16 protein-coding genes and 1 tRNA gene are annotated in these 25,044 nt (G+C 37.7%); 13 read left to right on the top strand and 4 right to left on the bottom strand.

Annotated elements, in window-relative coordinates:
* Window positions 1-49: 49 nt before the first annotated feature.
* Window positions 50-3,547 carry a methionine synthase gene (gene metH / locus D9V35_RS02660; protein ID WP_122123261.1) on the bottom strand — a complete coding sequence of 1,166 codons (3,498 nt, stop codon included), beginning with the start codon at window positions 3,545-3,547 and terminating at the stop codon, window positions 50-52.
* A gap of 436 nt (window positions 3,548-3,983) precedes the next feature.
* On the opposite strand from metH, the gene D9V35_RS02665 reads away from it, so the two are divergent.
* The 10 genes from D9V35_RS02665 to D9V35_RS02710 all read left to right on the top strand — a co-directional run bounded on the left by D9V35_RS02665 (window position 3,984) and on the right by D9V35_RS02710 (window position 18,980).
* Complete coding sequence (locus D9V35_RS02665) at window positions 3,984-6,254, top strand: peptidase domain-containing ABC transporter (RefSeq protein WP_408869335.1); 2,271 nt, start codon at window positions 3,984-3,986, stop codon at window positions 6,252-6,254.
* A 1-nt stretch (window position 6,255) separates the two neighbouring features.
* Window positions 6,256-7,824: an HlyD family type I secretion periplasmic adaptor subunit gene (locus D9V35_RS02670; RefSeq protein ID WP_122123262.1), complete on the top strand. Its 1,569-nt coding sequence runs from the start codon at window positions 6,256-6,258 to the stop codon at window positions 7,822-7,824.
* A 35-nt stretch (window positions 7,825-7,859) separates the two neighbouring features.
* The gene (locus D9V35_RS02675) at window positions 7,860-9,716 is read left to right on the top strand and encodes an SEL1-like repeat protein (protein ID WP_122123263.1); all 1,857 of its coding nucleotides are present in this window, start codon (window positions 7,860-7,862) and stop codon (window positions 9,714-9,716) included.
* Window positions 9,717-9,751: 35 nt separating this feature from the next.
* Window positions 9,752-12,838, top strand: a complete 3,087-nt coding sequence (locus D9V35_RS02680; protein ID WP_162988548.1) for a glycosyltransferase — start codon at window positions 9,752-9,754, stop codon at window positions 12,836-12,838.
* A 116-nt stretch (window positions 12,839-12,954) separates the two neighbouring features.
* Complete coding sequence (locus tag D9V35_RS02685; RefSeq protein WP_122123265.1) at window positions 12,955-13,983, top strand: hypothetical protein; 1,029 nt, start codon at window positions 12,955-12,957, stop codon at window positions 13,981-13,983.
* A 70-nt stretch (window positions 13,984-14,053) separates the two neighbouring features.
* Window positions 14,054-15,328 (top strand): glycosyltransferase, encoded by a 1,275-nt coding sequence (locus D9V35_RS02690; protein WP_122123266.1) that lies wholly within the window; start codon window positions 14,054-14,056, stop codon window positions 15,326-15,328.
* A gap of 151 nt (window positions 15,329-15,479) precedes the next feature.
* Window positions 15,480-16,547, top strand: coding sequence for an ABC transporter substrate-binding protein (locus D9V35_RS02695; protein WP_122123267.1), 1,068 nt, complete (start codon window positions 15,480-15,482; stop codon window positions 16,545-16,547).
* Window positions 16,544-17,479 (top strand): ABC transporter permease, encoded by a 936-nt coding sequence (locus D9V35_RS02700; protein WP_122123268.1) that lies wholly within the window; start codon window positions 16,544-16,546, stop codon window positions 17,477-17,479. Before D9V35_RS02695 ends, D9V35_RS02700 begins: the two co-directional genes overlap by 4 nt.
* A 6-nt stretch (window positions 17,480-17,485) precedes the next feature.
* Window positions 17,486-18,241 carry an ABC transporter ATP-binding protein gene (locus D9V35_RS02705; RefSeq protein WP_122123269.1) on the top strand — a complete coding sequence of 252 codons (756 nt, stop codon included), beginning with the start codon at window positions 17,486-17,488 and terminating at the stop codon, window positions 18,239-18,241.
* A gap of 352 nt (window positions 18,242-18,593) precedes the next feature.
* Window positions 18,594-18,980, top strand: a complete 387-nt coding sequence (locus tag D9V35_RS02710) for a hypothetical protein (RefSeq protein ID WP_110438687.1) — start codon at window positions 18,594-18,596, stop codon at window positions 18,978-18,980.
* A gap of 77 nt (window positions 18,981-19,057) precedes the next feature.
* On the opposite strand, the gene ppa is transcribed toward D9V35_RS02710, so the two are convergent.
* Window positions 19,058-19,582, bottom strand: coding sequence for an inorganic diphosphatase (ppa, locus tag D9V35_RS02715; RefSeq protein ID WP_122123270.1), 525 nt, complete (start codon window positions 19,580-19,582; stop codon window positions 19,058-19,060).
* A gap of 289 nt (window positions 19,583-19,871) precedes the next feature.
* Here ppa and D9V35_RS02720 point away from each other — a divergent pair.
* The 3 genes from D9V35_RS02720 (at window position 19,872) to D9V35_RS02730 (ending at window position 22,325) form a co-directional block, all read left to right on the top strand.
* Window positions 19,872-19,945 (top strand) — tRNA-Ile (locus tag D9V35_RS02720).
* A 107-nt stretch (window positions 19,946-20,052) separates the two neighbouring features.
* A complete protein-coding gene (gene ettA / locus D9V35_RS02725) occupies window positions 20,053-21,732 on the top strand; it encodes an energy-dependent translational throttle protein EttA (RefSeq protein WP_122123271.1) in 1,680 nt (559 codons plus the stop codon).
* 80 nt (window positions 21,733-21,812) lie between these two features.
* Window positions 21,813-22,325: a GNAT family N-acetyltransferase gene (locus tag D9V35_RS02730; protein ID WP_122123272.1), complete on the top strand. Its 513-nt coding sequence runs from the start codon at window positions 21,813-21,815 to the stop codon at window positions 22,323-22,325.
* 170 nt (window positions 22,326-22,495) lie between these two features.
* Here the strand turns inward: D9V35_RS02730 and D9V35_RS02735 are convergent, their stop codons facing one another.
* Together D9V35_RS02735 and bluB are read right to left on the bottom strand one after the other, a co-directional pair.
* A complete protein-coding gene (locus D9V35_RS02735; RefSeq protein ID WP_122123273.1) occupies window positions 22,496-24,172 on the bottom strand; it encodes a sugar MFS transporter in 1,677 nt (558 codons plus the stop codon).
* 190 nt (window positions 24,173-24,362) lie between these two features.
* Complete coding sequence (gene bluB / locus D9V35_RS02740; protein ID WP_110438692.1) at window positions 24,363-25,001, bottom strand: 5,6-dimethylbenzimidazole synthase; 639 nt, start codon at window positions 24,999-25,001, stop codon at window positions 24,363-24,365.
* Window positions 25,002-25,044 lie beyond the last annotated feature (43 nt).

The raw sequence follows: 25,044 nt of genomic DNA on the forward strand, positions 1-25,044 counted from the left end.
AATTAAATGTGAATGTTTATTGCGTCAATGAAAATTCATATTTTTATTGTTATACAATAAAATATTTTGCTTTAGGATGAAAAATTACCAAAGCTGACGTTGACTGCTCTGGATGCAATTGCCATTCTTCAGATAGGGAGATTCCAATCTGCTTTGCGTCAAGAAGATTCAATATATATTTTTGATCCTCAAGATTAGGGCAAGCGGGATAGCCAAAGGAATATCTGGATCCACGGTAATTTTGCATCAACAGCTTGTTCATATCAGGATCATCTTCACTACTGAAACCTAGCTCTACCCTCATTCGTTGATGCGTATACTCAGCCATTGCCTCGGTTATTTCAACAGATAAACCATGCAAATATAAATAATCCTGGTAACGGTTTTCTTCAAACCAGATTCTGGCTGTGTCTGAAGCTTTTTGACCTACAGTGACAATTTGCAAGCCAATTACGTCACGAATGGGATCATTATAATCCCGGATATAGTCAGTGATGCAAATGCGTTGATTGCCATGCTGTCTTGGAAGGGTAAATCGGCACAATTCGGTTTTCCCATCCCTATCGAAGAGGATTAGGTCCTCAGCGCTCGCAGCGGCTTTCCAGTAACCATAAACGGCTTGTGGTTGAAGGATTTTTTTCTGTTCACATTGTTGGATCAATTTATATAGGATTGGTCGTAAATTTGTTTTCGCATCTTGCAGGAATTCTTCCAGCGTTTTTCCCTGCTTTTTCATTCCCCACTGCAATTGATATAAAGAACGTTCGTTTAGGAAGGGTAAAACAGCTTTTAAACTGGTTTCCAACTTTCGCGCACCCCAAAATGGTGGATTGAGGGGAGGTTCGTGAGAAGTCATTTTATTTCTTCGCAAGGATGATTCTTCAATGGAAAGAGGAACTACAATGGTTTTTTCCTTTTTTTCGGGACGTTTGGGTCTTTTATTTTTGATTTTTTGGGCAGCAAGATAATTATCTAAATCACCATGGGTTAATTGTTCCATAAGTGTCAAACCATCAAAGGCATCCCTGGCATAGGCAACCATCCCGTTATTTTTTTTATAGATTTCCGCACAATCTTCTTCAACGTAGGCACGTGTTAAAGCTGCTCCTCCGAGTAGGACAGGTATGCTGAGGCCTTGTTGCGCCATTTCTTCAAGGTTTTCTTTCATGATAACAGTTGATTTGACCAATAATCCAGACATGCCGATCGCGTCAGCATTATGTTCCTTTGCTGCCTTAATCATGTCTGCTACAGGTACTTTAATGCCTAGATTGACAACCTTGAAACCGTTGTTGCTTAAAATGATATCGACAAGATTTTTGCCAATATCATGTACATCCCCTTTAACTGTCGCCAAGATCATCGTACCTTTGGTTTCATTATTTTTCTTTTCCATAAAAGGTTCAAGAAAGGATACGGCTGCCTTCATCGTTTCGGCAGATTGCAAGACAAAAGGAAGCTGCATTTTCCCAGATCCAAATAATTCCCCTACCGTTTTCATGCCATTAAGTAAAAGGGAATTGATTATTTCAAGGGGGGCATAGGTTTCCATCGCCTTTTTTAAATCATCCTCCAAACCTTTGCGATTTCCATCTACAATTCGGTTATGCAATTGTTCTTCAATGGTGGTAGCGATAGCGCGAGTTGCCACTTGTGTGGCTTTACGATCAGCAAAAATTTCTAAAACTTTTTTGAGCGGGTCATAATCATCAGTTCTTCGATCAAAAATCAAATCTTCAATGACTTTAACTTCATCTTTGTCCAAAAGGTGCATGGGCCGTATTTTAGAAACATGAACAATGGCAGCTGTCATTCCCATTTTCTGGGCATGATAAAGAAAAACAGAATTCAAAACTGCTCTGGCGGCTGGATTAAGTCCGAATGATATATTGGATAATCCGAGCACAATTTGAATGTCAGGGAATTCATCGTGGATGGCTTTGATCCCTTGTAAGGTCCATAAACCCAGTTTACGGTCATCTTCTACTCCGGTGGCAATAGTAAAGGTAAGAGGGTCAATCATCAAATCGGAGTGAGGCAGGCCATATTTGTTACAGGCAAAATTAACTAATCGACGGGTGATTCGTAATTTGTCTTCAGGTGTTCGTGCCATTCCTTGTTCATCAATGGTTAATGCAACAACAGCGGCACCAAATTTACGGGCCAGTTTTAAACGATGGGCCGCTATTTCTTCACCATCCTCAAAATTGATTGAATTAATGATGGGTTTTCCACCATGAAGTTTAAGACAAGTTTCAATCACTTCCGTACTAGTAGAATCTATAACGAGAGGAACATTGATAGATGACGTGAGGCGAGGAATAATTTCCTTCATATCCTTTTTCTCATCATGACCTACAAAAGCCATACAAACATCCAGGGCGTTTGATCCTTCTTTCAGTTGTTCACGACCGATTGTAACGCATCCATCCCAATCTTGTTGATCCTGTAAATCACGCCATTTCTTAGAGCCATTGGCATTACAGCGTTCCCCAATCGAAAACAGACTATTTTCCTGTCTTAAAGGTGTGGGGGTAAAAAGACTTGAAACCGAGGGAATCCATATTGAACTTCTGGGTATACAGGCTGGTCGGTCTGTGAAGCATCCCCCCAAAGCCGCTTCGTTTTTGAGCATCTGATCAAATGCAGCAATATGATTAGGATTAGTTCCACAGCAACCACCGATCATATTTATTTTCTGTTCTTTTATATAACGGGACATCCAAACGGCCATTTCTTCTGGAGAAAGTGGATAGTGCGTTTTACCGTTGACGAGTTCTGGCAATCCTGCGTTAGGTTGCATTGAAATTAAATGCGGCCAATATTGAGATAGCCATTTGATACCCTCGGCCATTTCCCGAGGACCTGTTCCGCAATTCATTCCCATCATTTGAACATCCAACGCTTCAATGACGGTCGCTGCGGCAGCGATATCACTTCCAACAAGAAGGGTGCCTGTTGTCTCAATGGTTACTTGTACAAAGATTGGTAAAAAAATATCAGCTTCTTTTAATGCTATCTTGGTTGCGTTTACAGCAGCCTTGATTTGAAGTGGATCTTGGCATGTTTCAATTAAAAAAGCGTGAACACCTCCTTCAATCAAACCTCTACATTGCTCTGTAATAGCGTCTTCAAGTGAATCATAATCAATATTTCCCAAGGAGGGTAGTCTAGTCCCGGGTCCGATTGATCCAAGAATATATCTATTTTTTTTATCAGCAAATGAATTTGCGGCTTCATTGGCAATTTCAGCGGCACGTTTGTTGATTTCTCTTGTTTGGTCCTGAAGGTCAAATTCCGATAGGGTGATGGAAGATCCTCCGAAAGAATTTGTTTCCACCATATCTGCACCTGCTGCAAAATAGCGTTTATGAATATCCCTAATCAAATCGGGTCTAGATAAATTAAGGATTTCTGTACAGTTTTCCTTTCCCCAAAAATCTTTGTTAATATCGAGGTCAAGTGCTTGAATGATGGATCCCATTCCTCCATCACATAAAAGAATCTGTTCATGAAGTTGATTCAAAAGCTGACTTTGTTTGGACATAGAAAACCTAGATGTTAGAATTTTTTATTTATTAAAATCAGGATACTCAATTGAAATATCTACCATAATTTTAATAAAATGAAATTTATTAAATAAATAAACAAAGAATGAGATGTTATCTCGCATTTTAATTATTTGAATTAATTTTTGATACTCCAAGTCCGGTTTGAAGATATGTGAAAAGAATGATAAGGTATAACCCATTATAGTATTTATTGCATATTCAGCATGAAAAGAATTGAATTATTAAAATGATAATGATATTTTGGCAGAAAAATTGCAAAGCATTAATAGATATAGTTGATTAAGGATAATGATTTTATTGTTTATTTTAATGGTCAAATAAATTTATGATAATGAAAACTGCATATTTAAAAGCTGTTCTTATTAAAAATTTGTAAAATATTTTGTTAATTTAATTGATAAAGGATGATCGGTGGATCAACCAGATAAGGGCTCCATACAGTCAGGAGCAGGGCAAAGCAATAATCAAGGGAAAACGCAGAAGCTTTCCCCAATGATGATTCGTTTACGGGCAACAATGGCAGCTGCAAAATATCATGGGGTTGATCTAGATATACGTGATTTTGCAGCTGAGCCTGGTGAAAACTCACCGTCCCCGGCAACCTTGGCACGCTGGCTGAATAGTCAGGGGTTGATTGCTAAAGGGATGCGTTTGAAATGGCGATATTTGATACGCTTGTATAATTCACCTCCCATTGTACTAATGTTTAAGGATGGTTCTGCAGGGTTGATGGTGGGTGTCAATCCTGAAAAAAGAATTGTTTTTTTAAGAGATCCATTGAAGGGGGAAGGTGAACCTCCTATCCCTGTTGAAGAAATTCGCTTAAGGCAGGCCTGGACGGGTGATATTCTTCTTGTAAAGCGAAATAAAAATCTTTCTGAAAGTGAAGATAAGATTGATTTTAAATGGCTTTTCAAAATGGTATTGCGTGAACGTGCCTCTTTGCGTGATATTTCAATAAGTTCAATGATAATAAGTATTTTGCAAATTTTTCCTGCTTTTATAGTGATGCAGGTAGTAAATCGTGTGGTTGCTTTTCAATCAATGGCGACACTGATATCGATTAGTGGGTTGTTGATTGTCTTAAGTTTTTATGAGATCTTAATTAGTTATGCCAGACGAGAGATTACCAACGTTATGGCAACACGTTTGGATGCTCGTATATCTATTCATACCTATAATCGTTTACTTTCTTTGCCATTGGAATTTTTTGAACGGCAACAGGCAGGTCGTTTAATCGGGAAGGTTTCTCAGATATATCAGGTGCGAGATTTTATCACGGGCCGATTAATGACAACTTTTCTGGATATGTTTACGTTAATTGTTATTTTACCTTTCTTATTTTATATTAGCGTTATTTTAGCATGGCTGACGGTTGTTGCAGCAGGTTTGATCGGTTTAATTGTGGTTATTTTTATTAAACCATTAACATATTATTATAGTAATCGTATTGAAGCGGAAATGACGCGTGGATCTGCAATGTATGAAACCGTTGCAGGTATACGAACTGTTAAAACTTTAGCTTTGGAACCTTCCCGTCGTCGTGATTGGGATAATATTGTTGCTGAAGTTTGTAAATGGCGGTTATCAACAACGCGTATGCAAAATTGGCCTGAAACATTGGTTATGCCGTTGGATTTCTTTATTAATCGAGGGATTATTTTAATTGGTGCCTTTATTTGTATAACCAATCCAACAGCGGGAGTTGATGCTGGTGCAATTGTCGCTTTTATGATGCTGGGAGGGCGTGTTGCGGCTCCTCTCGTTGGATTGGCTAAATTAATGACTGTAATAACAGAAGTAGAAACCTCATTAGTTCAAGCGGGAGAAATTTTAAATAATCCAACGGAAACAAAAGCGTTGACTACAGGATTGAGACCAAAGATTATTGGTGCACTATCCTTTGAAAATATTAATTTTACATATCCTGGAGGAAGTAGTCGGGCGTTAAAAGATTTAAGTTTTTCAATCCCAGCAGGTACTATGTTGGGTTTGGTGGGACGTAGTGGATCCGGTAAATCCACTATAACACGTCTTTTGCAGGGCGTAAGCCGAAATTATGAAGGTTTTTTAAGGCTGGATGGTGTAGATTTGCGTGAAATTAATCTTACCCATTTAAGGCGCTCTTTTGGTGTTGTTTTACAGGATAATTTTTTGTTTCGTGGAACAATTAGGGATAATATTACCGCTGGACGTCCAGGATTGACAATGGAAAAGGTTATCTGGGCAGCACGAATGGCTGGCGCTGAAGAATTTATAGAGCGTATGCCCGCTGGATATGACACTTTTATCGAAGAGGGCTCAACGAACATTTCAGGAGGACAAAGGCAACGTCTTGCAATTGCAAGAGCTGTTATTCTAGACCCAAAACTAATGATTTTAGATGAGGCAACATCCGCTCTTGATCCTGAAAGTGAAGCATTGGTTAATGCCAATTTGGAGCGAATTGCCAAGGGAAGAACGATGGTTATTGTTTCACATCGATTATCATCATTAGTGAATTGTGATCAAATACTGGTTATGGATCAGGGTGAAATGCAGGCAATTGGAACACATGAACAATTATTAGAAACCTGTGAAATTTATCGTACTTTATGGTTGCAGCAAAATCGACATGTTGATGAAAGAAGGCATTCAAAAAAGAATGAAGCCCAGAAACCTGTAATTACGGAAGGAACATAAAATGGTGGATGATAATCATAAAAATCAATTGCCAGGAAATGTGAATTCTGAAAATAACAATGAAAAATCTAATATTTCTAATGAATTGATAGATACTACTGAAAAAAAAATAAAAAAAACTTCAGAAAAAAAAGATGTTTCATTGAATGATGAACAGTCAAGTATACCAGAAGGATATTTGCCTGCAGCAGATAACACGGCAGAATCTCAAGCTGATATGCCGATAGCTTTACTAGAGTTTACTTCACCTACTGCAGCTATTATCAATATGCCGCCAACGGCTTCTGCCCAGTATATTACTTGGGTTATTGGAGCTTTGGCGCTTTTTTCCATTATCGCGTTATGTGTGTTTCCACTTGACAAAGTGGTTTCAGCTCAAGGTCGACTGGTTTCAGTGGATCCACCTTTGTTAATTCAACCAATGGAAGAGAGCATTATTAAATCAATTGATGTTAAAGAGGGGGATTTTGTAACGAAAGGACAGGTTTTGGCTCATTTGGATCCGACAATTCAACAGGCCGATATTGATAATCTACGTTTACAAGTTGAAAGTGGACAGGCTGAGTTTGACCGTTTGCAGGCCGAAGCTTCTAATAAAAACTATACAGTGGACCCATCTAATCCTTATTCGGTAGAACAGGGGAATAGTTTTATAAAAAGAAAACTTGAGTATGATGCGAAAGTTGATGGTTTCAACCAGAAAATCAACGAACAATCGTTTCAACTTAAAAACTTTCTTGCAACTACTGCTGTATTGAAAGGGAGATTGCAAGTTGCATCTGATATTCATTTGATGCGGAAAAAATTGCAGGAACAACAAGTGGGAAGTCGCTTATCAACTTTGGGTTCGCAAGATACTTTAATGGATGTTGAGGATAAATTAATAACGGCACAACAATCAGCGAATGCTACGCAAAAGAAAATAGCATCTTTATTGGCTGATAAACAGGCTTACATTGAAAGTTGGAAGGGTGAAGTTTATAAAAATCTAACTTTAATTCAAAGGCAATTGGCAAAAGATAAGGGAGAGTATGAAAAGGCGAAACTTCGTCGTAAAAAAGTCTTGATGAGGGCCGAACAGGATGCAATTGTACTATCAATTTCAAAAGGTTCTGTTGGTTCTATACTAAATTCTGGAATGCCGTTTATGACTCTAGTACCTGTTGGGACAGGTTTGGAGGTTGAAGCTGCTGTACAAGATGCGGATGTTGGATATATGAAGTTGGGTGATAAAGCGATTATAAAATTTGATACTTTTCCTTATACACAATATGGTGGAGCGGAAGCAGTTGTAACAAATGTTAGTGCCGATGTCTTTCAGCCTGGTGATACAGGTCAGGATATGAGTAATCGTCGGGGTGCAGCACCTTTACAATTTCGAGAAAAACCTTTTTATCGTGTAAGATTGAAAATCAATAAATACACTTTGCACAGTATACCGAATTTTTTTCATCCAACCCCTGGACTTACTGTTACAGCTGATGTTCATGTTGGTAAAAGAACAGCGGCTCAGTATTTAATGAATGGTATTGTACCTAAGTTAACAGAAGGAATGCGTGATCCACAGTAATGTAAAACATAAGGTGAAATTGAATTGGGAAATTTATGATGCGTGTTTTTTTTAATCCCTTGAATAAAGTCAGAAAAAAGAAAATTCAAAAACTTTTGAATAAAGGGAAAAAACATTATGAAAGAAAAGAATATGTTTCAGCATATAATTGTTTTTCACAGGGCGCATCTTTAAAATCCCCTGAAGCTCAATATTACCTGGCTTTATGTTATTTAAATGGACATGGAGTTGCTTTTAGCCTGCAAGAAGCGTCTTTATGGTTTGAAAGTGCAGCATCAGCTGGCTATAATGACGCTGAATATATGCTTGCATTATTATATATGCGTGGACTTCCCGAACTTAATGCAGTAACGGGACATGATATATTTACCCTAAAACAGGCTAAAGTTTCCGATGACTTAAAAACCGATTATGAAAAAGCTCGTTATTGGGCTCAAAAAGTAGCTGAAAATGGGTCTGCTGATGGTCAGGCCCTCTATGCTTACCTCTTATCAGAAATCACATCTGAACAAAATCAATTTGATGAAATAATAAAATGGTATGATAAGTCAATTTCCCAAGGTTCACCGCAAGGTTATATGGGGAAAGGATTGTTTTTATTAAAAATTAGCAAAACCCAGGATGATTTTTCCAAAGCGGCTGCATTATTGCAAGTTGCAGCTGAAAATGGACTTGGTACGGCGATTTATACCTTGGCTATTATGTATGAAACTGGAAAGGGGGTTGAAATTAATCATGAATATGCTGTTCAGTTGTATAAACAGGCTGCGGAATTGGGTATCCGACAGGCGCAAGCATTATATGGCATTGCCTTACGAAAAGGAAATGGGGTTGAGCGGAATTTCCTTGAAGCTGAAACTTGGTTAAGACGTGCTGCCGTAGGTGGGGATGTAGAGGCTGCTTCGGTATTGGCTGATATGCTGGCATCAGGTACTAAGGATATACCACCTAATTATACTGAGGCTATAAAATGGTATCAGTTTGCGTTTTTAGAAAAACAGCATGTTGGTGCCGCTTTTGCCTTGGGTTATTTATATTTTAATGGTTTAGGAGTTGTTAAGGCTGTAGATAAGGCAATTGATCTTTATAAATTTGCTGCTGATAAAGGATATTTGCCAGCGTTAGATATTCTTGCCGAAATCGCTCTTACAAATTCTCAATATATTTCTGTAGAAGAAGTCGTCGATAATTATTTGCGTCCCCAAGCGGAAAAAGGCAACAAGAAAATTATGTTAAAATTAGCGATGGCATTGACAAACAATAAAAATTCTGAAGTTGATTTAAACAAAGAAAAAGAAGCAAAAAAGTGGTTGCAAATCTGTTGTGATGAAGATGCAGAAGCTCAATATTGGTATGGGCGCATGTTGTTGCAGGGAATTGCTGGGGAAAAAAATCTTAAAGAAGCTTGTAAATGGATCAAGTCTTCAGCGGAGCATGGGATAGTCAAAGCGCAATTATTATGGGCTTCCCTTTTGTCGGAAGGGAAAACGGAAGGTGGAAAAATTCATATTCAGGAAGCTTTAGAATTTTTTAAAAAGGCTGCTGAAAAAGGTGATGCATCGGGAATGTTTTCATTGGGTGCAATTTATGGGGGTGGAAATCATTTAAGAGAAAATAGGCAGGAAGCTCAAAAATGGTTTGAAAAAGCTGCTGAATTGGGTCATTCAAAAGCTCAGCTGATGTTGGGACGTTATTTATATGACGGTTTAGCGGGAAATAAAGATATAGCTAAAGCGCGTTATTGGTTTGAAAAAGCAAAAGATAATGGGGAAAAAGAAGCAGGGTTAGTATTGAATGCACTAGATGAGGAAATAAATCAGCAAGATTTGAAACCTGTTAAAAATAAACAAGTGGAAGTGGCTCCTGGTTTGTTTATATTTCAAGACACATAGCTAATTTATATTTAATTGCTTAATTGTGAGGCGTTGTGTCAGGAAAAAATAAAGCACAATTAGTGGTTTACGCTAGAAAAAAAGCAGAAGGGCTCGAAAAACTAAGAAAGAATGCACAGATTGCATATTCAAAAGCCCAAGAAGCTAAGCAAAATGGACAAATTGAGATTGCACTTCAATGGATGTGTAGAGCGCATCATTTAACACGAGGCAATCCGAACATTATCTTTGATTTGGCAGTTTTAAATCTAAAAACTGGTAATTTAGAGGGTGCCCATGATTTATTGCAGCCTTTATTGAAGCAATATGATTTCTATGAAGGCTGGATAGCACAAGCAGTTATTTATTCTTCTCGCAAATCCTCAAAACAATTAATTGAAATTTTGAATTATTTTCTTTCTCATTACAGTCCATCCCCGGAAACATGGTTATTGACTATTAATCTCTTGAAACAGGTTTCAAATATTGTCGGCTGTTGTTGTATCAAGGGCTCATTAAATGAAATATGGATAGATTCATTTAATGATTATCCAGTCAGTATTTATTTGGATAATCAATTATTTATTAAAACAAATCAGCCAAAAATTATCCTGCCTTCAGGCTGGCAGAAAAAATATAAAAAATTACGTATTGAACAAGATGGTGTTCCTTTTGTAGGCAGTCCTGTTGATTTGGAGTCAATTAATCTAACAATTGGGTTTGTAGAGGTTAAGAATGAAACATTAATCGGGTGGGTTTGGTGTCCAGCCGAGCCCAGTCGAATACCTTTGATCACTATAAAAGATTATAAGGGAAAGGTTTATCATCAATTTCAACCCAAGGATGATATTGAGGTTGTTACTCTTGAAACACCTTTGTTACAGGCAAAATCTTTTAGAATTCCCATCCATGATTTTTCTGCCGGAATGTATTCTGTTCAAGATGAGTTTTTGCGTCATTTAATTGGTAGTCCTTTGGATCCTAGCTTGGAATTCAGGGCAAAAACTTTTTTAATCCATATGCAAACCCCTGCATACCATAAGAAAAATATTAAAATTTCAAATGTAGCTCATTTTTTTCCTGTTCAAGCAGTTTATAAAGGATATGACCCAGTAATAGATAAAAAATCATCAGAGGGCATAGTTATTGTCATACCTGTTTATAAGGGAAAACAGATAACATTGGATGCACTTCAGAGCGTATTGAATAGTGTACCGGAAAATGTAAAGATTCAATTGGTTAATGATGCCTCTCCTGATAAGGAACTGGTTGTTTCATTAAAGGAATTCATAGATGACCAGCAAGTTTTTTGCATTAATCATAAGGTAAATAAGGGTTTTCCCACTGCTGTTAACAGTGGTATGAAGGCTTGGCCTGGATACGATATTATCTTGTTAAATAGTGATACCTTTGTAGGAGGGAAATGGACCGAAACGCTTTGTCGGGCCGCTTATCAGGAAGAAAATATTGGAACGGTAACTCCTTTTTCAAATGATGCGGGTATTTATTCTTATCCTTATCACGATAAGAAAAATTTGATGCCTGATAATCAAACAATTTTTCATTTTTCAAAAATATTTAATAAAATAAACGAGTATCAATTAATAGAGATACCTACAGCACATGGTTTTTGCATGTTTATCCGACATGACTGTCTGGCGCAAACAGGATTGTTTCGTGAGGATTTATTTGCCCAGGGATATGGTGAGGAAAATGATTTTTGCATGCGTGCACGGCATTTGGGTTGGAAACATGTTTTGGCAGCTGATTGTTTTATAGGACATAAAGGGGGTGTTTCATTTGCGTATGCAAAAAAACTATTAGGGAAAAGAAATACGGAAATTCTCAATCGGCTTTATCCAGGATATGATGAAATGGTACAGGATTTCATACGTGATGATCCGTTATTGCCATTCCGTCGAAATATTGATCTATATAGAATTCAAATCCTGCTTGATGCTCAAAAGAAACGTCATGAGAAGTATCAATTTGTTTTACTGGTCACGCATCAATTTGGTGGAGGGGTGGAAAGGGCGGTTCAAGAAAGAACAGATATTTTACGTTCCCAAGGTTTTATTCCAGTATTGATCAGACCGACAATTTTGGGGGATGGCTGTCAGATTGAAATTCAATTCAAATCAAAAAGAAATTTGGAAAAAGAAATAAACCTGATTTTTCCCAATCTAATTTTTTATTTTCCTCATGAATTAGAAAAATGCCTAAATTTTCTGCAATTTCTTTCTGTAGATTCGTGTGAAATACATCATTTGAAAAAACATCATAAATTGATGACAGATTTATTACTTAAAATAAATAAACCTTATGATGTATATATTCATGACTATCTGATTTTTTGTCCGAGAACCGTTTTGTTAAATGAAACCATGCATTATTGTGGCGATCCGAATGATTTGCAGATTTGTCAAAATTGTGTAAATAGTTTGTGGAAGGAAGAAAAAAACCCTAATTTCATTGATATGGAAAAATGGTGGCATGATTCATGGAAAAAATTAAAACAGGCAAGGGCTGTTTATGTGCCTTCCAATGATGCATTTAAACGTGTTTCAAAACATTTTCCAGAATTGGGACAGTTGGCGTTAAAATTTCTCGAAGACGATCGTCCTGATCTTACTATGAAACAATTAACATTCTTTTCTCAAAAACCCTGCCAGTTGAATGGAAAGATCAAAGCTAGAGATAATAGTTCAAACCGTTTCCGTATTTGCTTAATAGGTGCGATTGGAGTGGAAAAAGGGTTTGATGTCATTCTTGCCTTACTTCAAGATGCTGATAAGCGTGATTTGCCGATTGAGTTTGTATTAGTTGGTCGTTCCGTGGATGATGATTTGCTAATGCGTTCCGGTCGCATATTTGTAACAGGAGAATATAAGGAGGAAGAGGCAATTTCCATGGTGCGGGAACAAAAGGCTGATCTTGCATTTTTCCCGTCAATTTGTCCGGAAACCTGGTGTTATTCACTAAGCATTGCTTGGCGGGCTGGATTGAGGACAATAAGTTACGATATTGGTGCTATTGCTGAAAGAATTAAGCGAACTGGACGAGGAAATGTCATTTCGTTAAATTTATCTATTGCCAAACAGAATGATTTTTTATTAAAAGAATGTAAATATGTTGGTCATTAAATAAAAATTAAAATTTGTTTTGAGAAATTATTAATTTTTTATTAGTTTTAATAAAATATTATTTAGTTATTTTAACTTTGCTATACTTAGCCATCTTTTAAAAAGGAAATATATTAATGTCAAAGTCTGATGATCAATCAAATAATAATCAGTATCAACAACGAATTATTGATTTAAATGTAAATGGTCATTTAATGAGTTTGGACACTGGATTATATTGTATTTATCATGTTGCCAATCAAATTCCAGCTGATGAATTTGGTTTGCCCGGCCTGCGTATTTCTGTTCCTCCCTTCAAACAGAACGCTACAGTTGAGATCAAGACTTTTGAAAATGATGGGTGGCTAGGCGCTGAAAAAAATGCTGTTCTAGTACGTATTTCGGGAGATGCTGGTTTGGTTCTTGTAACAGTTTATCGGAATCCATCAAATAATTATCCCGCACCTCAATTACAGGTTATTCGACTTAATGATGCTTCTGAAAATGATAATTCAAATAATTTGACAAATAGATTGGGCAATCAAAATTCGGGTATCAATGAAAAAATAGCCAGACAGTCAAAGCGTGCGGTCGCTCAACAACAGAATGAAATTGAAAAAGAAGGTAAAATGCGTGTTGTCGCCCATGTTCAACGTCTTGGTGACGTTAGTGTCGAACTTGGAGATTGGATTGGTATTCCAGACAGTAAAACATGGATTGAAGGATTCGGTTTGTCATTAGATGATCGTATACAGCCAGAAGATATTGAATATCAGGCTGTATTGGGAAAAGGGTGGTTTTCTCCCTGGTATAAGGGTAATGAATTTTGTGGAAGTAGAGGAATGTCACTTCCCTTGTGCGGTTTGCGTGTTAGATTGAATGGTGATGCCGCGAAAAAATATACCTTATCCGTGGAAGCAACCTTTATAGATGGAACTAAATTAGGTCCTGTCGATGATGATACCATTCTTTCATCGGAAACCATTGCGCCTCTAGAGGCATTTAGCCTGGATTTGATTGATCATGACAAGGGAAAAAATAGCAAGGAAGCCCCTGAAACTCGTGTTAGTGCCAGCAATGTGAAGAGTATAAAACCAAGAACTAATATCAAGGTTAAAAATGCTAAACATAAATCTTTATCTAATCAGAAAAAAACTGAAAGCTGATTTTAACCAATATTGATTACCAAAATTAATTATGTTTAATTAATAATTATTGAATTAGCTCGTTAAAATTGTGAAATATTTATTCATACATCAAAATTTCCCCGGTCAGTATTTACATATAATAAAATATCTTGCGGGAAAGCCTGATAATGAAATTGTTTTTGTCAGTCAAGTGACGAGGCGAACAATTGGGGGAATTCGGAATGTCTTTTACGGTAAAATTGATCCCGTAAATGAATTGCACTCTTCCTTGAACGAATTACATCAGGCCGTTAAAAGAGGAGAGGAAGTTTACCAAACTCTTAAAAAATTAAAACAGCTAGGTTTTGTCCCTGATATCATTATTGGTCATCAGGGATGGGGGGAGATGTTGAATGTTCAGGATATTTATCCTGATGTTCCAATATTGAAATATTGTGAGTTCTATTATCATTCAGATGGATTGGATGTTAAATTTGATCCGGAATTTTTATCTGATGAATTGCTTCCGTCACGGGTCAGAATCAAGAATACCATTAATTTAATCTCTGCGAATAATCCAGGTTGGGGACAGACCCCCACGCTGTTTCAGTGGAAAACCTATCCTGAATGGACGCGTGGACAAATTACAGTGTTGAGAGAAGGGGTTGATTTAAAGATTTGCAGTCCTGATGCAGATATATATAATCATACAATGAAATTTGAGGATTTCATCATCCACCCCAAAGATAAATTGGTCACCTATGTTGCCCGTGGATTGGAACCCTATCGAGGGTTTCATATTCTTATGCGCTCCTTACCCAAAATTTTGAAAGAACGTCCAGACGCAAAAATCGTTATAGTTGGTGGGGATCAAGTCAGTTATGGTGCTGCGCTTCCCGGTAAATTGACCTGGAAACACTATTTTCTTCAACAGTTGGGTAATCAACTGGATCCCACTAGAATTTATTTTGCCGGGCTTTTGTCTTATCCCGTTTTTTGCAAACTTTTAAAACGGTCAGATGCGCATGTGTATATGACCTATCCTTTTGTTTTATCGTGGTCTTTACGAGAAGCGATGGCGATGGGTTGTCCGATTATTGCCAGTGATACTGACCCAGTCAAAGAATTTATTGTTCATCAGAAAACTGGAATTCTGACACCTTTTTTTGATAAAGAAAAACTTGCTGATAATGTTTTGGAGGTTCTTGAAAATAATGATCTTTCAAGTAAAATCAGACATTTTTCTCGGGAAGAGGCTGAACGATCTCTTTCAATGGATATTTATTTAAATAATTATAATACATTAATCGATGATCTTATAAATCATCGAACGCCAGATCTAAGTCTGGGTAAATCCCCTGCCATGATTGGAGAGGAGCTGTAGATCATATCCGTAAAAGGGAATTTAAATACGTTAAATTATTGTATATTACAATTTTTTTTAAATTAAGTTATATTAAAATTGTATTTTATTGAAAAATACTGATATATACGTTTTTTGCCAAATTCTCTGATTTATAATAAGGAAAAACCTTATGGATTTTGATCGCATCAGCCGTCGTAAATTTACGCGTTCTTTTCTAATGGCTTCTGGTGCCGCTTTTATCGCCGGTCGTTGTGGAAATCAGGCATTCGCTGAAGAGCAATCTCAAACTGGGGATAGTCATTTTCCTGATTTGGGAACAATGCAAAAACTTCAGGGGGCTGCAAGAAAAATAACACTTGCTTGGAGTGCGGATTCAATATGTACGGTTGCCTTTCCAGTTGCACAAGCCAAGGGTTTTTTTAGTAAATATAATCTGGATGTAAATTTTATTGATTTTGCAGGATCTGTCGACCAAATGCTGGAAACAATGTCGACAGGTAAGGCTGATGGTGCGTCAGGTATGGCCCTGCGTTGGTTGAAACCTTTACAGCAGGGATTTGATGTTAAACTTGTTGCGGGGCTACATTCTGGCTGTTTGCATTTATTGGCTTCTGGTACAAGTTCCATAAAGAATCTGGCAGATCTGAAAGGTAAGACAATCGGTGTTGGAGATATTGGTGGACCAGCAAAAAATTTTTTCAGCATGCGTTTCAGGGAAATCGGGATAGATCCTGAAAAAGACGTAAATTGGCGTCAGTTTCCATCTGACATTCTACCTTTGGCTATAAAACGTCAGGCGGTTCAGGCTGCAGGACTGGATGATCCCTTGGCTTATTTACTTAAGCAGGAACATCATCTTGTCACTATAGATTCCAATATGTCAGGTGAATGGGCAAAAATCGCCTGCTGTGTTGTCGGTTTAAGAGGGTCATTGATAAGAAAAGATCCATTGGTAGGTAAGGCACTCACTCAGGCAATTCTGGAAGCAGGTCAATGGGTGCATCATAATAAGGAAGAGGCGGCTGAAATTTTTAAACCCTATGCGCCCAAGGCAACTGTTGGGCAGTTAACTGAAATTCTTGAATCAGAAGGAACTCATCAACAGGTTATTGGCAGCAATCTTCGGCAAAATGTATCTTTTTATGCACAGCAATTAAAACAAATAGGTGTTTTTCCTCTTTCTCTCGATATAAATGTGTATGCCGATAAAGTTACCGAGGATATTTTTGCTTTATGATTCAAAAAGTAAAAATGGCATATTGGCCGCAATTGGCAGCTTTTATAATGTGGTTTGGGACTGCTTTTCTTACCTATTTTATCAAAAATGCTGATGATTTTCCCAGAACAACTGAATTTGCCTGTCTATGTATCATTATAGCAGTTTTTTGTGTAGTAACGCTTCCATTTAATAAAGTTAGATATTATGGACCATGGTTGCTGGCTCTGGCTCTTATTACAGGAGGATGGGAAATTGTACAGGCAAAGTGGTTGTTATTGCCGCGTCCTTTTTTTGGTGCACCACAGGAATTGTTGGATGTATTCATAACAGATTGGTATCGCTTACTGGATTCCCTATTACATTCCCTAACGTTGCTGTTGGGAGGATATATTTTTGGTTGTCTTATTGGCTTTTTAATCGGAATAGGAATGGGATGGTCTTTACGTTTTGGCTATTGGGCCCATCCTGTATTGAGGTTTTTTGGACCTTTGCCACCTGTAGCTTTTTTACCTTTACTTTTTGCTGTTATACCATCCAGTTGGTTGGCGGGTGAACTGTTAATGGCATTTGCCGCCGCTTTTCCTGTTGCAGTATTGACATGGTCAGGAATTGCAGGGGTCAATCCGGGATATTATGATGTTGCCCGAACGATGGGAGCAAGCTCATCCTTCTTGATTCGTCATGTTGCCATTCCTGCAGCTTTACCTTTTGTTTTTGTAGGGATGTTCATGGCTTTGGGTTCCTGTTTCTATATGCTTGTCGTAGCGGAAATGCTGGGGGTAAAAGCAGGTCTCGGGTTCTATATGCAATGGGCGCAGGGATGGGCTGCCTATCCAAATATGTATGCGGCTTTAATCATCATGGCGGTAATGTGCACAAGCTTCATGACCCTACTTTTTAAAATTAGGAATCGTTTACTGCGTTGGCAAAAAGAAAGTATTAAATGGTAGGAATGTATGGCAGAAAAACAAAGGATTGACATCACACATTTAAGCCATGGTTATAGTCTGGATAATGATGATTTGCCGGTATTGGATGATATTAATCTGACAATTGAACCACAGGAATTTGTTGTCATACTGGGCCCATCAGGATGTGGTAAATCAACATTGTTACGAATGATAGCGGGGCTTGAGCAACCTTTGAATGGATTGATTCAGGCAAATGGACAGGAAATTTCTGAGGCAGATCCATCAAGAGTGGTTGTTTTTCAGGATCCGACCCTATATCCATGGTTGACAGTTTGGGATAATGTAAATTTGGGTTTCAAAATCCGTAAGGAAAAGAACGATCATGCCGTTCAACTGATGCTTGAATTGATCGGGTTGAATAGTTTTAAAAATGCCTACCCTCGACAATTATCGGGTGGCATGGCACAAAGGGTGGCGTTGGCCAGAGCCCTGGTTAATGATCCAGGCATTCTTATTTTGGATGAACCATTGGGAAAATTGGACAGCCTGACTCGCATTACAATGCAAAATGAGTTGGTTCATTTATGGCAACAAAGAAAATTCACGGCAATTATGGTAACCCATGATATTGAGGAGGCATTGTTACTGGCAACGCGCATCATTGTCATGCGACAACGTCCAGCACATATCATAGGTGAATTTCGGCTCAATATGGATTATCCAAGACATAGAGACTCGGAAGAACTGATTAGAATTCGTAAAGATATATTTTATCTTTTGGGTCATCAATCTGATTGGTAATGGATTAAAAATATAATTTATATTACATAATTTCATATTAATCACTTGATATAGTATGATATTGAAAAAAAACATACTAAATATAGACATTACTATAGAAAAACAATTGACATACTTGGTGGAATTAATATAAAAAAGAGTGATAAATGTTAAAAATTAATACGTGACGGGCAGTCTTAATATTAATCTAACATTTGTTAATTATTTATCACTCTTTATAAGAAGGTTATATGTCATTATCATAATGTTAAAGTTATACAACCATTGTTCCTATTTTGCATTATTTAGACCCATTGTAAAGAGTGATTTGAAAATAATTATTTTTTTTAATTTTTTGCAAATGGAGTAAATAATGCAAAAAAATGATAAAAATCAATTGAGATTTAGTCTTTCAATTCCATCTCATGCTGGAAAAGTTAATAAAATCACAGAAAAATATCGATCTCATACAAGTTTGTCTCATGATCAATATATTCATGCTCGACGTTTGAGATTACCACCGTTTTGCTTGGAGTTTGAAAAAATATCTCAAAAACTTAATGTTCCTCTGGATCAAATTAAAATTGCCTTAAGAGGTATAAGAACAAGAAATAAAGATCCTAAACGTGGCATGTTAAATTGTGATAGACGTTCAAGAGAAATAATTTTGGCGATGGCTAAAAAATTTAATGAACCAGTTTACAAGGTTATACAACGTTTATTGATAGAATCTGCATGGGATAAAAAAATTACTAATTAATTTTTACTAGATAACTTATCAAATCTACGTTTTACTATTAAAGAGCGGCAATAATATTATTGCCCTCTTTATAGCATTTATTTTTTATACTTTTTAATTGCGGTTTCAATTAATTCACAAGCTTTTGCCTTATTGTCCCAGCCTTGGATTTTAACCCATTTACCCTTTTCCAAATCTTTATAATGGGTAAAGAAATGTTCGATTTCTTGGCGGGTAATTTCTGGAAGCTCTGAAACTTCATGAATTTTCGAGTATAGAGGATGGATTTTATCGTGTGGAACACAGATCACTTTTTCATCCATGCCTGATTCATCCTCCATTTTTAAAACACCGATTGGACGGGCACGAATAACACTACCTGGAACCACCGCTTCCGGAATCAAAACCAGCATGTCAATAGGGTCACCATCAGCTGCAAGGGTGTTGGGAATAAATCCATAGGCAGCAGGATAAGCCATGGGGGTAAAGACAATACGGTCAACAAAAACAGCACCGCTTTCTTTGTCAACTTCATACTTTACTTTTGAACCCTTGGGAATTTCAATAACAACATTAATATCATTAGGCACGTCTTTGCCCGGTGCAATCTTAGAAAGATCCATAATCATGTTCCATTATTATTTAAAACAGAAATACTAACGAATTGCCGTTGATTTATCAATATATTGAAACGGTTAAATTTCTAGACATGAATGATCAGATAGTTATATCTGGACTTGATCCTAACATTTTGGAAAAATTATAAAAATATATCTTAAAACTTTTGATGATATCAGGATTATGGATAAATGAAATTGAATGGAATGGGTAATAATCAAAGTTTTTTCGGATAAACGTAAAGAAAACGCTTGCAAAAATGATTGTTTTACGGCAAATATGAGCTGCGTCAACGCGCCTGTAGCTCAATTGGTTAGAGCCGACCGCTCATAACGGCCTGGTTGCAGGTTCGAGTCCTGCCAGGCGCAGACGCTTTTTATCCAGCCTGAGGGCAATAAAAGATAACGGTGATTGTCTCAGGTTCTTCCCCCTAAATATTTAATACTAGATAGATGATATAAGGAGCTTCTTAACGATGGCTGGGCCTCAATATGTATACGTGATGAAAGATTTGACAAAGGCTTATCCCGGTGGTCGTGAAGTGTTTAAAGGCATAACTTTGTCTTTTCTGCCTGGGGTAAAGATTGGTGTTCTTGGGGTCAATGGTGCGGGTAAATCAACTCTATTACGCATTATGGCAGGCAAGGATAAGGAATTTGGCGGGGAAGCCTGGGCAGCTGATGGAATCAGGGTTGGATATTTAGAACAAGAACCGCAGCTGGATGAAACTAAAACGGTTGGTGAAAATGTTGCCGAAGGTTTTGGCCCTTTAAAAAAGGCTGTTGATCGGTTTAACGAAATTTCAATGAAATTTGCCGAGCCGATGGATGATGACACCATGAATGCCTTGTTGGCAGAACAGGCTGATCTGCAAGAAAAAATTGATGCCGGTAATGGTTGGGAACTTGATCGTCAAATTGAAATTGCCCTTGATGCGTTACGTTGTCCACCAGCTGATGCAAGAGTCGATAAATTATCAGGAGGTGAGCGACGTCGTGTCGCCCTGTGTCGTCTGTTGCTGGAAAAACCAGATATTCTTTTATTGGATGAGCCGACAAATCATCTTGATGCGGAAAGTGTTGCATGGTTAGAACAGACATTACGGGAATATGCTGGTACCGTTATTCTGATTACCCATGATCGATACTTCCTGGATAACGTTACGAACTGGATTTTGGAAATTGAGCGTGGCCGTGGTTATCCATTCGAGGGTAATTATTCTTCATGGCTTGAACAAAAGCGCAAACGTCTGGCTCAGGAAGAAAAAGAGGAAAGTGCACGTCAACGGGCCCTGGCTGCAGAACAGCAATGGATCAATTCCTCACCAAAGGCACGTCAGGCGAAAAGCCAGGCCCGTATTGCAAAATATGAGGAAATGCTTTCTCAAAGCCAGGAAAAGGCAACAGGTGTTGCGGATATATATATTGCCCCTGGCCCCCGTTTAGGTAATGTTGTTATTGAAGCGGATAATCTCAGCAAAGGATTTGGTGACCGTTTACTAATTGATAAATTGAACTTCAAATTGCCTCCTGGAGGGATTGTAGGAGTAATCGGTCCAAATGGTGCGGGTAAATCAACCTTGTTCAAAATGATTATAGGTGCTGATAAACCTGATGAAGGTGAGATACGTATTGGTGATACGGTAAAGTTGGGATATGTTGACCAGTCCCGTCATGAATTGGATCCTAATAAAACCGTATGGGAAGAAATTTCCGGTGGGACGGATGTCCTTTATCTGGGTAAGCGGGCAATTCCTTCGAGAGCCTATGTTGGAACATTTAATTTCAAGGGATCGGATCAGCAGAAAAAGGTTGGTGTTCTATCCGGTGGTGAACGAAACCGCGTTCATCTTGCCAAAATGTTAAAACAGGAAAGCAATGTAATCCTGCTGGATGAACCAACCAATGATCTTGATCTCGACACTTTGCGTGTTCTTGAAGAGGCTTTGGAGGAATTCCCCGGTTGCGCTGTAGTCATCAGCCATGACCGATGGTTTCTGGATCGTCTTGCAACTCATATCCTTGCATTTGAAGGGGATAGCCATGTCGAATGGTTTGAAGGCAATTTTGAAGCGTATGAAGAGGATAAGCGACGGCGTCTGGGTCCTGATGCAACAGAACCTAGTCGTATCAAATATCGTCCAATTTCACGATAATTTCGGTTATTATTGATTTAAATTGAAAAAGCCCATATGATTTTTATCATGATGGGCTTTTTATGTAAGTTTTGATATCTGTGAACTGGTTGGATTTAAGAACTTCACGTTTGATTTTATCGCCGGTAAATTGGCAGGATATGCCGGATATTTTGGCTTTAAAAACGGATGTATTGACCTTTAGTAGTATGTTGGGTGGTGTTCGATCTTCATGGCAAGTGCAAAAGGAAATGGCTGAGGATATTCTTTATTGGGGATCACATAGGATTGGCATATATACTGTCCGCAAGCATATTCAAAATAGAACAGGTCAATTTTTGGGAATAACAGGGATACACTTGCGCAATGATAACCGTGGGCATGCATTGAGATTTGCACTATGGGAATGGGCGCAAGGGAAAGGATATGCTCGTGAGGCAGCATTTGCTGTACTATCGGCCGCCCATGAGCGTGGGTATCAACGGATAGTGGCGGTTACCAAAGAAAGAAATATAGCCTCTCGTCGTATTCTTGGAAGTATTGGCATGAATGTTGAGGAGCAATTCATGCGTCATGGATACAAGATGCTAACCTATGTCAGTGTATTATCGTAGAGAGAATGACTGTATAGTCCGACCAAAATTTCAAAAGATATAATGTATATTGTAATTTTTATGCAGACATGAAAAATCCAGAATACGGACAAAAAAAATTATTTTCTCAGTTAAAGGCACACCCGTATTCCAGATTCCAGATTTTTTAAAGAATTATACTTATGAATAAATTATGCTGTTACCTTTTTTGGTTTGGAGCCTTTGGCACCGTAATATAGAATAAATGCGTAACAAATCAGGGTTAGAAAGAAAGCATGCTGAATTCCAATGGAATCGCTTAGCATTCCCTGAATGAACGGTACGACTGCACCACCAACAATAGCCATAACTAACAAACTCGATGCCTGTTCTGTTAGAGGGCCCATTTCTGCAATACCAAGTGAGAATATGGTTGGGAACATTATAGAGTTGAACAACCCAATTGCCACGATGGAATAAACCGCAACGTACCCTGTGCTAAACATGGTTGTCAATAAAAGACAGAGATTGATAATTGCACACCAACTTAGCATTTTACTTGGCGAACTTTTGACCATCACGGCTGATCCAACAATCCTGCCAACCATGGTGCCTCCCCAGAATAAAGTAACATATTGTGCAGCTTGCTGTTCAGACATTCTGCCTATTTCTGGCAGGGTCAGATAATTTATCATAAAACTGCCCAATGCGACTTCGGCACCAACATAACAGAAGATTCCTATAGCGCCCAAAACTGCATGAGGATGTTTGAACACGTCAGAAAGTTTATAGTTTTGTTTCTGTTGGTTTTGATTGTCGTCTTTGTTGGTAGGTAATTTAAAGATTGCTACAAAGCCAGCCAGTAAAACAAGGATAATTCCAAGCACTGCATAAGGAGTTTGAACAGATTTAGCTTGTTCTTTACGATACTGTTCAATTTTAGTATTGGTTGAATCAGAAATATGTTGTTTGAGCTGTGTGAGATTTTCCTGATCAATTGGTTGCAATTTAAGGGTTGAAAAGCTTTCAAGAGCTTCAACCAAAGACCCGGTTGGAATTTGATCAATTTGTTCAGCGGTGAAATGACTTAATAAGCTTAATTTTTTTTCAGTTGGTATATTGTTTAGTGTTGTTCCAATTAATTCGGGTGAAAATTTTTGTAATTCTTGTTGGATTAGGGAATCCGGAAGCTTTTCGTATACATAAGGAGGTATGTTTTTCAAAGCATAAGCAACATTTTCATTGGAGGCCTTTGCAAAAATTGCCTCTATATCATTTGTTGGATTATTTTCAAGAGTTGAAATTAACTGGATGGTTTGTGGATCGGATGCAATCCTGTTGGGTATTGTATAAGCGGCACCGGTTAAGATTAGAATACTGCCAAGATAAGGAGCAACAGTCGTCCCAAGGGCATTCAAGGCCTGGGCCATGTTAAGGCGGCTAGAACTTGTTTTTTGTGGCCCTAAAAGTGTGACATAAGGATTGGCTGAAACTTGCAGGATGGTAATGCCGGTTGCCAAAATAAATAGGGCAAGAAGGAAAAAGTAGTAATTCGCAATTGTTGCTGCCGGCCAGAATAAAAATGTTCCAATGGCGGCAATAATCAATCCGGTAATGATTCCTTTTTTATAGCCAAGCCTAGATACAATTTTGCCTCCTGGAACAGACATTAAAAAATATGCTCCAAAAAACGTGAATTGCACCAGCATCGCTTGTGTGTAATTAAGGTTAAAGACGGTTTTGAGATGTGGAATTAAAATGTTGTTTAGACAGGTTAAGAAACCCCACATGAAAAACACGATTGAAATAACACTTAAGGCAATAGGGTAATTGGTAAATTTATTGTCTTGAGTTGTTATGGTTGACGCTTCATTTGAAGAATGACTCATAAACTTAATTCCCTTGTTATTTAGGGTTATATTTTATATCAAGATGGTTTCTTTTTTAAGGTAAATATAGAAAGGCAATATTTATTTAACAAGAACTCATGAATTATAGCAAAGCATAAAAAGTGTCTGTTAAAAAGGTTTTTTTTAATTAAACCGTAAAAAATGCCACGAAATTCTTAATCTTGAATTGCTATTTGATAATCCATTTATTTTTTTGCGAATTACGCTTTTCCCAACCTTTTTCTTCAAGCTCTGGTTTATCCCGGATCGTTTGTGGATATCCAACACAGAGGTAAGCGATAAATTCAAGGGTTTCCGGTATTTCAAGAATCTGATGTATATCCTTTGGTGTTATGATGGAAACCCATCCAACGCCTATACCATAGGCTCTGGCAGCTAACCAGAAGCTATATATGGCCATAACAGTTGAGTAAGCGGTGGTTTGCGGCATTGTCTTGCGCCCTAGGCCTTTGCCCTGATCGGGATTGCGTTCGGAAAAAACAGCAATATGATGTGGAGCGTCATCCATTCCGGATAGTTTTAGAGAATTGTAAAGCTTTTGTTTATCGGAACTGTAATCACGGCTTGCCTGTAAATTATTTTTTTTAAAAACATTATGGATTTTCTGTCGCAATTCGGGCCTGTTAATTTTGATAAAGTACCAGGGTTCACTCAATCCAACAGAAGGTGCCTTACATGCAAAAGACAATAATTGATCCATTATTTCGTCAGGTATAGGATCTGGTTTAAAATGCCTGACATCCCTTCGCCAAGTGAACAGTTGTTCAAGTTCATTTATAAAATGATCTGAAAAACGCTCTTTAGTCATGATTACTGGCAGGATAATTATTATGCCATCATAAAATATTTTA

Source organism: Commensalibacter melissae, from assembly GCF_003691365.1.
Lineage (GTDB): Bacteria > Pseudomonadota > Alphaproteobacteria > Acetobacterales > Acetobacteraceae > Commensalibacter > Commensalibacter melissae.

What these genes read in the sequence shown, in the direction of transcription:
- ppa (WP_122123270.1), bottom strand. Translation starts at nt 19,582, where the DNA reads ATGGATCTTTCTAAGATTGCACCGGGCAAAGACGTGCCTAATGATATT.
- D9V35_RS02700 (WP_122123268.1), top strand. Translation starts at nt 16,544, where the DNA reads ATGATTCAAAAAGTAAAAATGGCATATTGGCCGCAATTGGCAGCTTTT.
- ettA (WP_122123271.1), top strand. Translation starts at nt 20,053, where the DNA reads ATGGCTGGGCCTCAATATGTATACGTGATGAAAGATTTGACAAAGGCT.
- metH (WP_122123261.1), bottom strand. Translation starts at nt 3,547, where the DNA reads ATGTCCAAACAAAGTCAGCTTTTGAATCAACTTCATGAACAGATTCTT.
- D9V35_RS02695 (WP_122123267.1), top strand. Translation starts at nt 15,480, where the DNA reads ATGGATTTTGATCGCATCAGCCGTCGTAAATTTACGCGTTCTTTTCTA.
- D9V35_RS02675 (WP_122123263.1), top strand. Translation starts at nt 7,860, where the DNA reads ATGATGCGTGTTTTTTTTAATCCCTTGAATAAAGTCAGAAAAAAGAAA.
- D9V35_RS02685 (WP_122123265.1), top strand. Translation starts at nt 12,955, where the DNA reads ATGTCAAAGTCTGATGATCAATCAAATAATAATCAGTATCAACAACGA.
- D9V35_RS02670 (WP_122123262.1), top strand. Translation starts at nt 6,256, where the DNA reads ATGGTGGATGATAATCATAAAAATCAATTGCCAGGAAATGTGAATTCT.
- bluB (WP_110438692.1), bottom strand. Translation starts at nt 25,001, where the DNA reads ATGACTAAAGAGCGTTTTTCAGATCATTTTATAAATGAACTTGAACAA.
- D9V35_RS02735 (WP_122123273.1), bottom strand. Translation starts at nt 24,172, where the DNA reads ATGAGTCATTCTTCAAATGAAGCGTCAACCATAACAACTCAAGACAAT.
- D9V35_RS02710 (WP_110438687.1), top strand. Translation starts at nt 18,594, where the DNA reads ATGCAAAAAAATGATAAAAATCAATTGAGATTTAGTCTTTCAATTCCA.
- D9V35_RS02705 (WP_122123269.1), top strand. Translation starts at nt 17,486, where the DNA reads ATGGCAGAAAAACAAAGGATTGACATCACACATTTAAGCCATGGTTAT.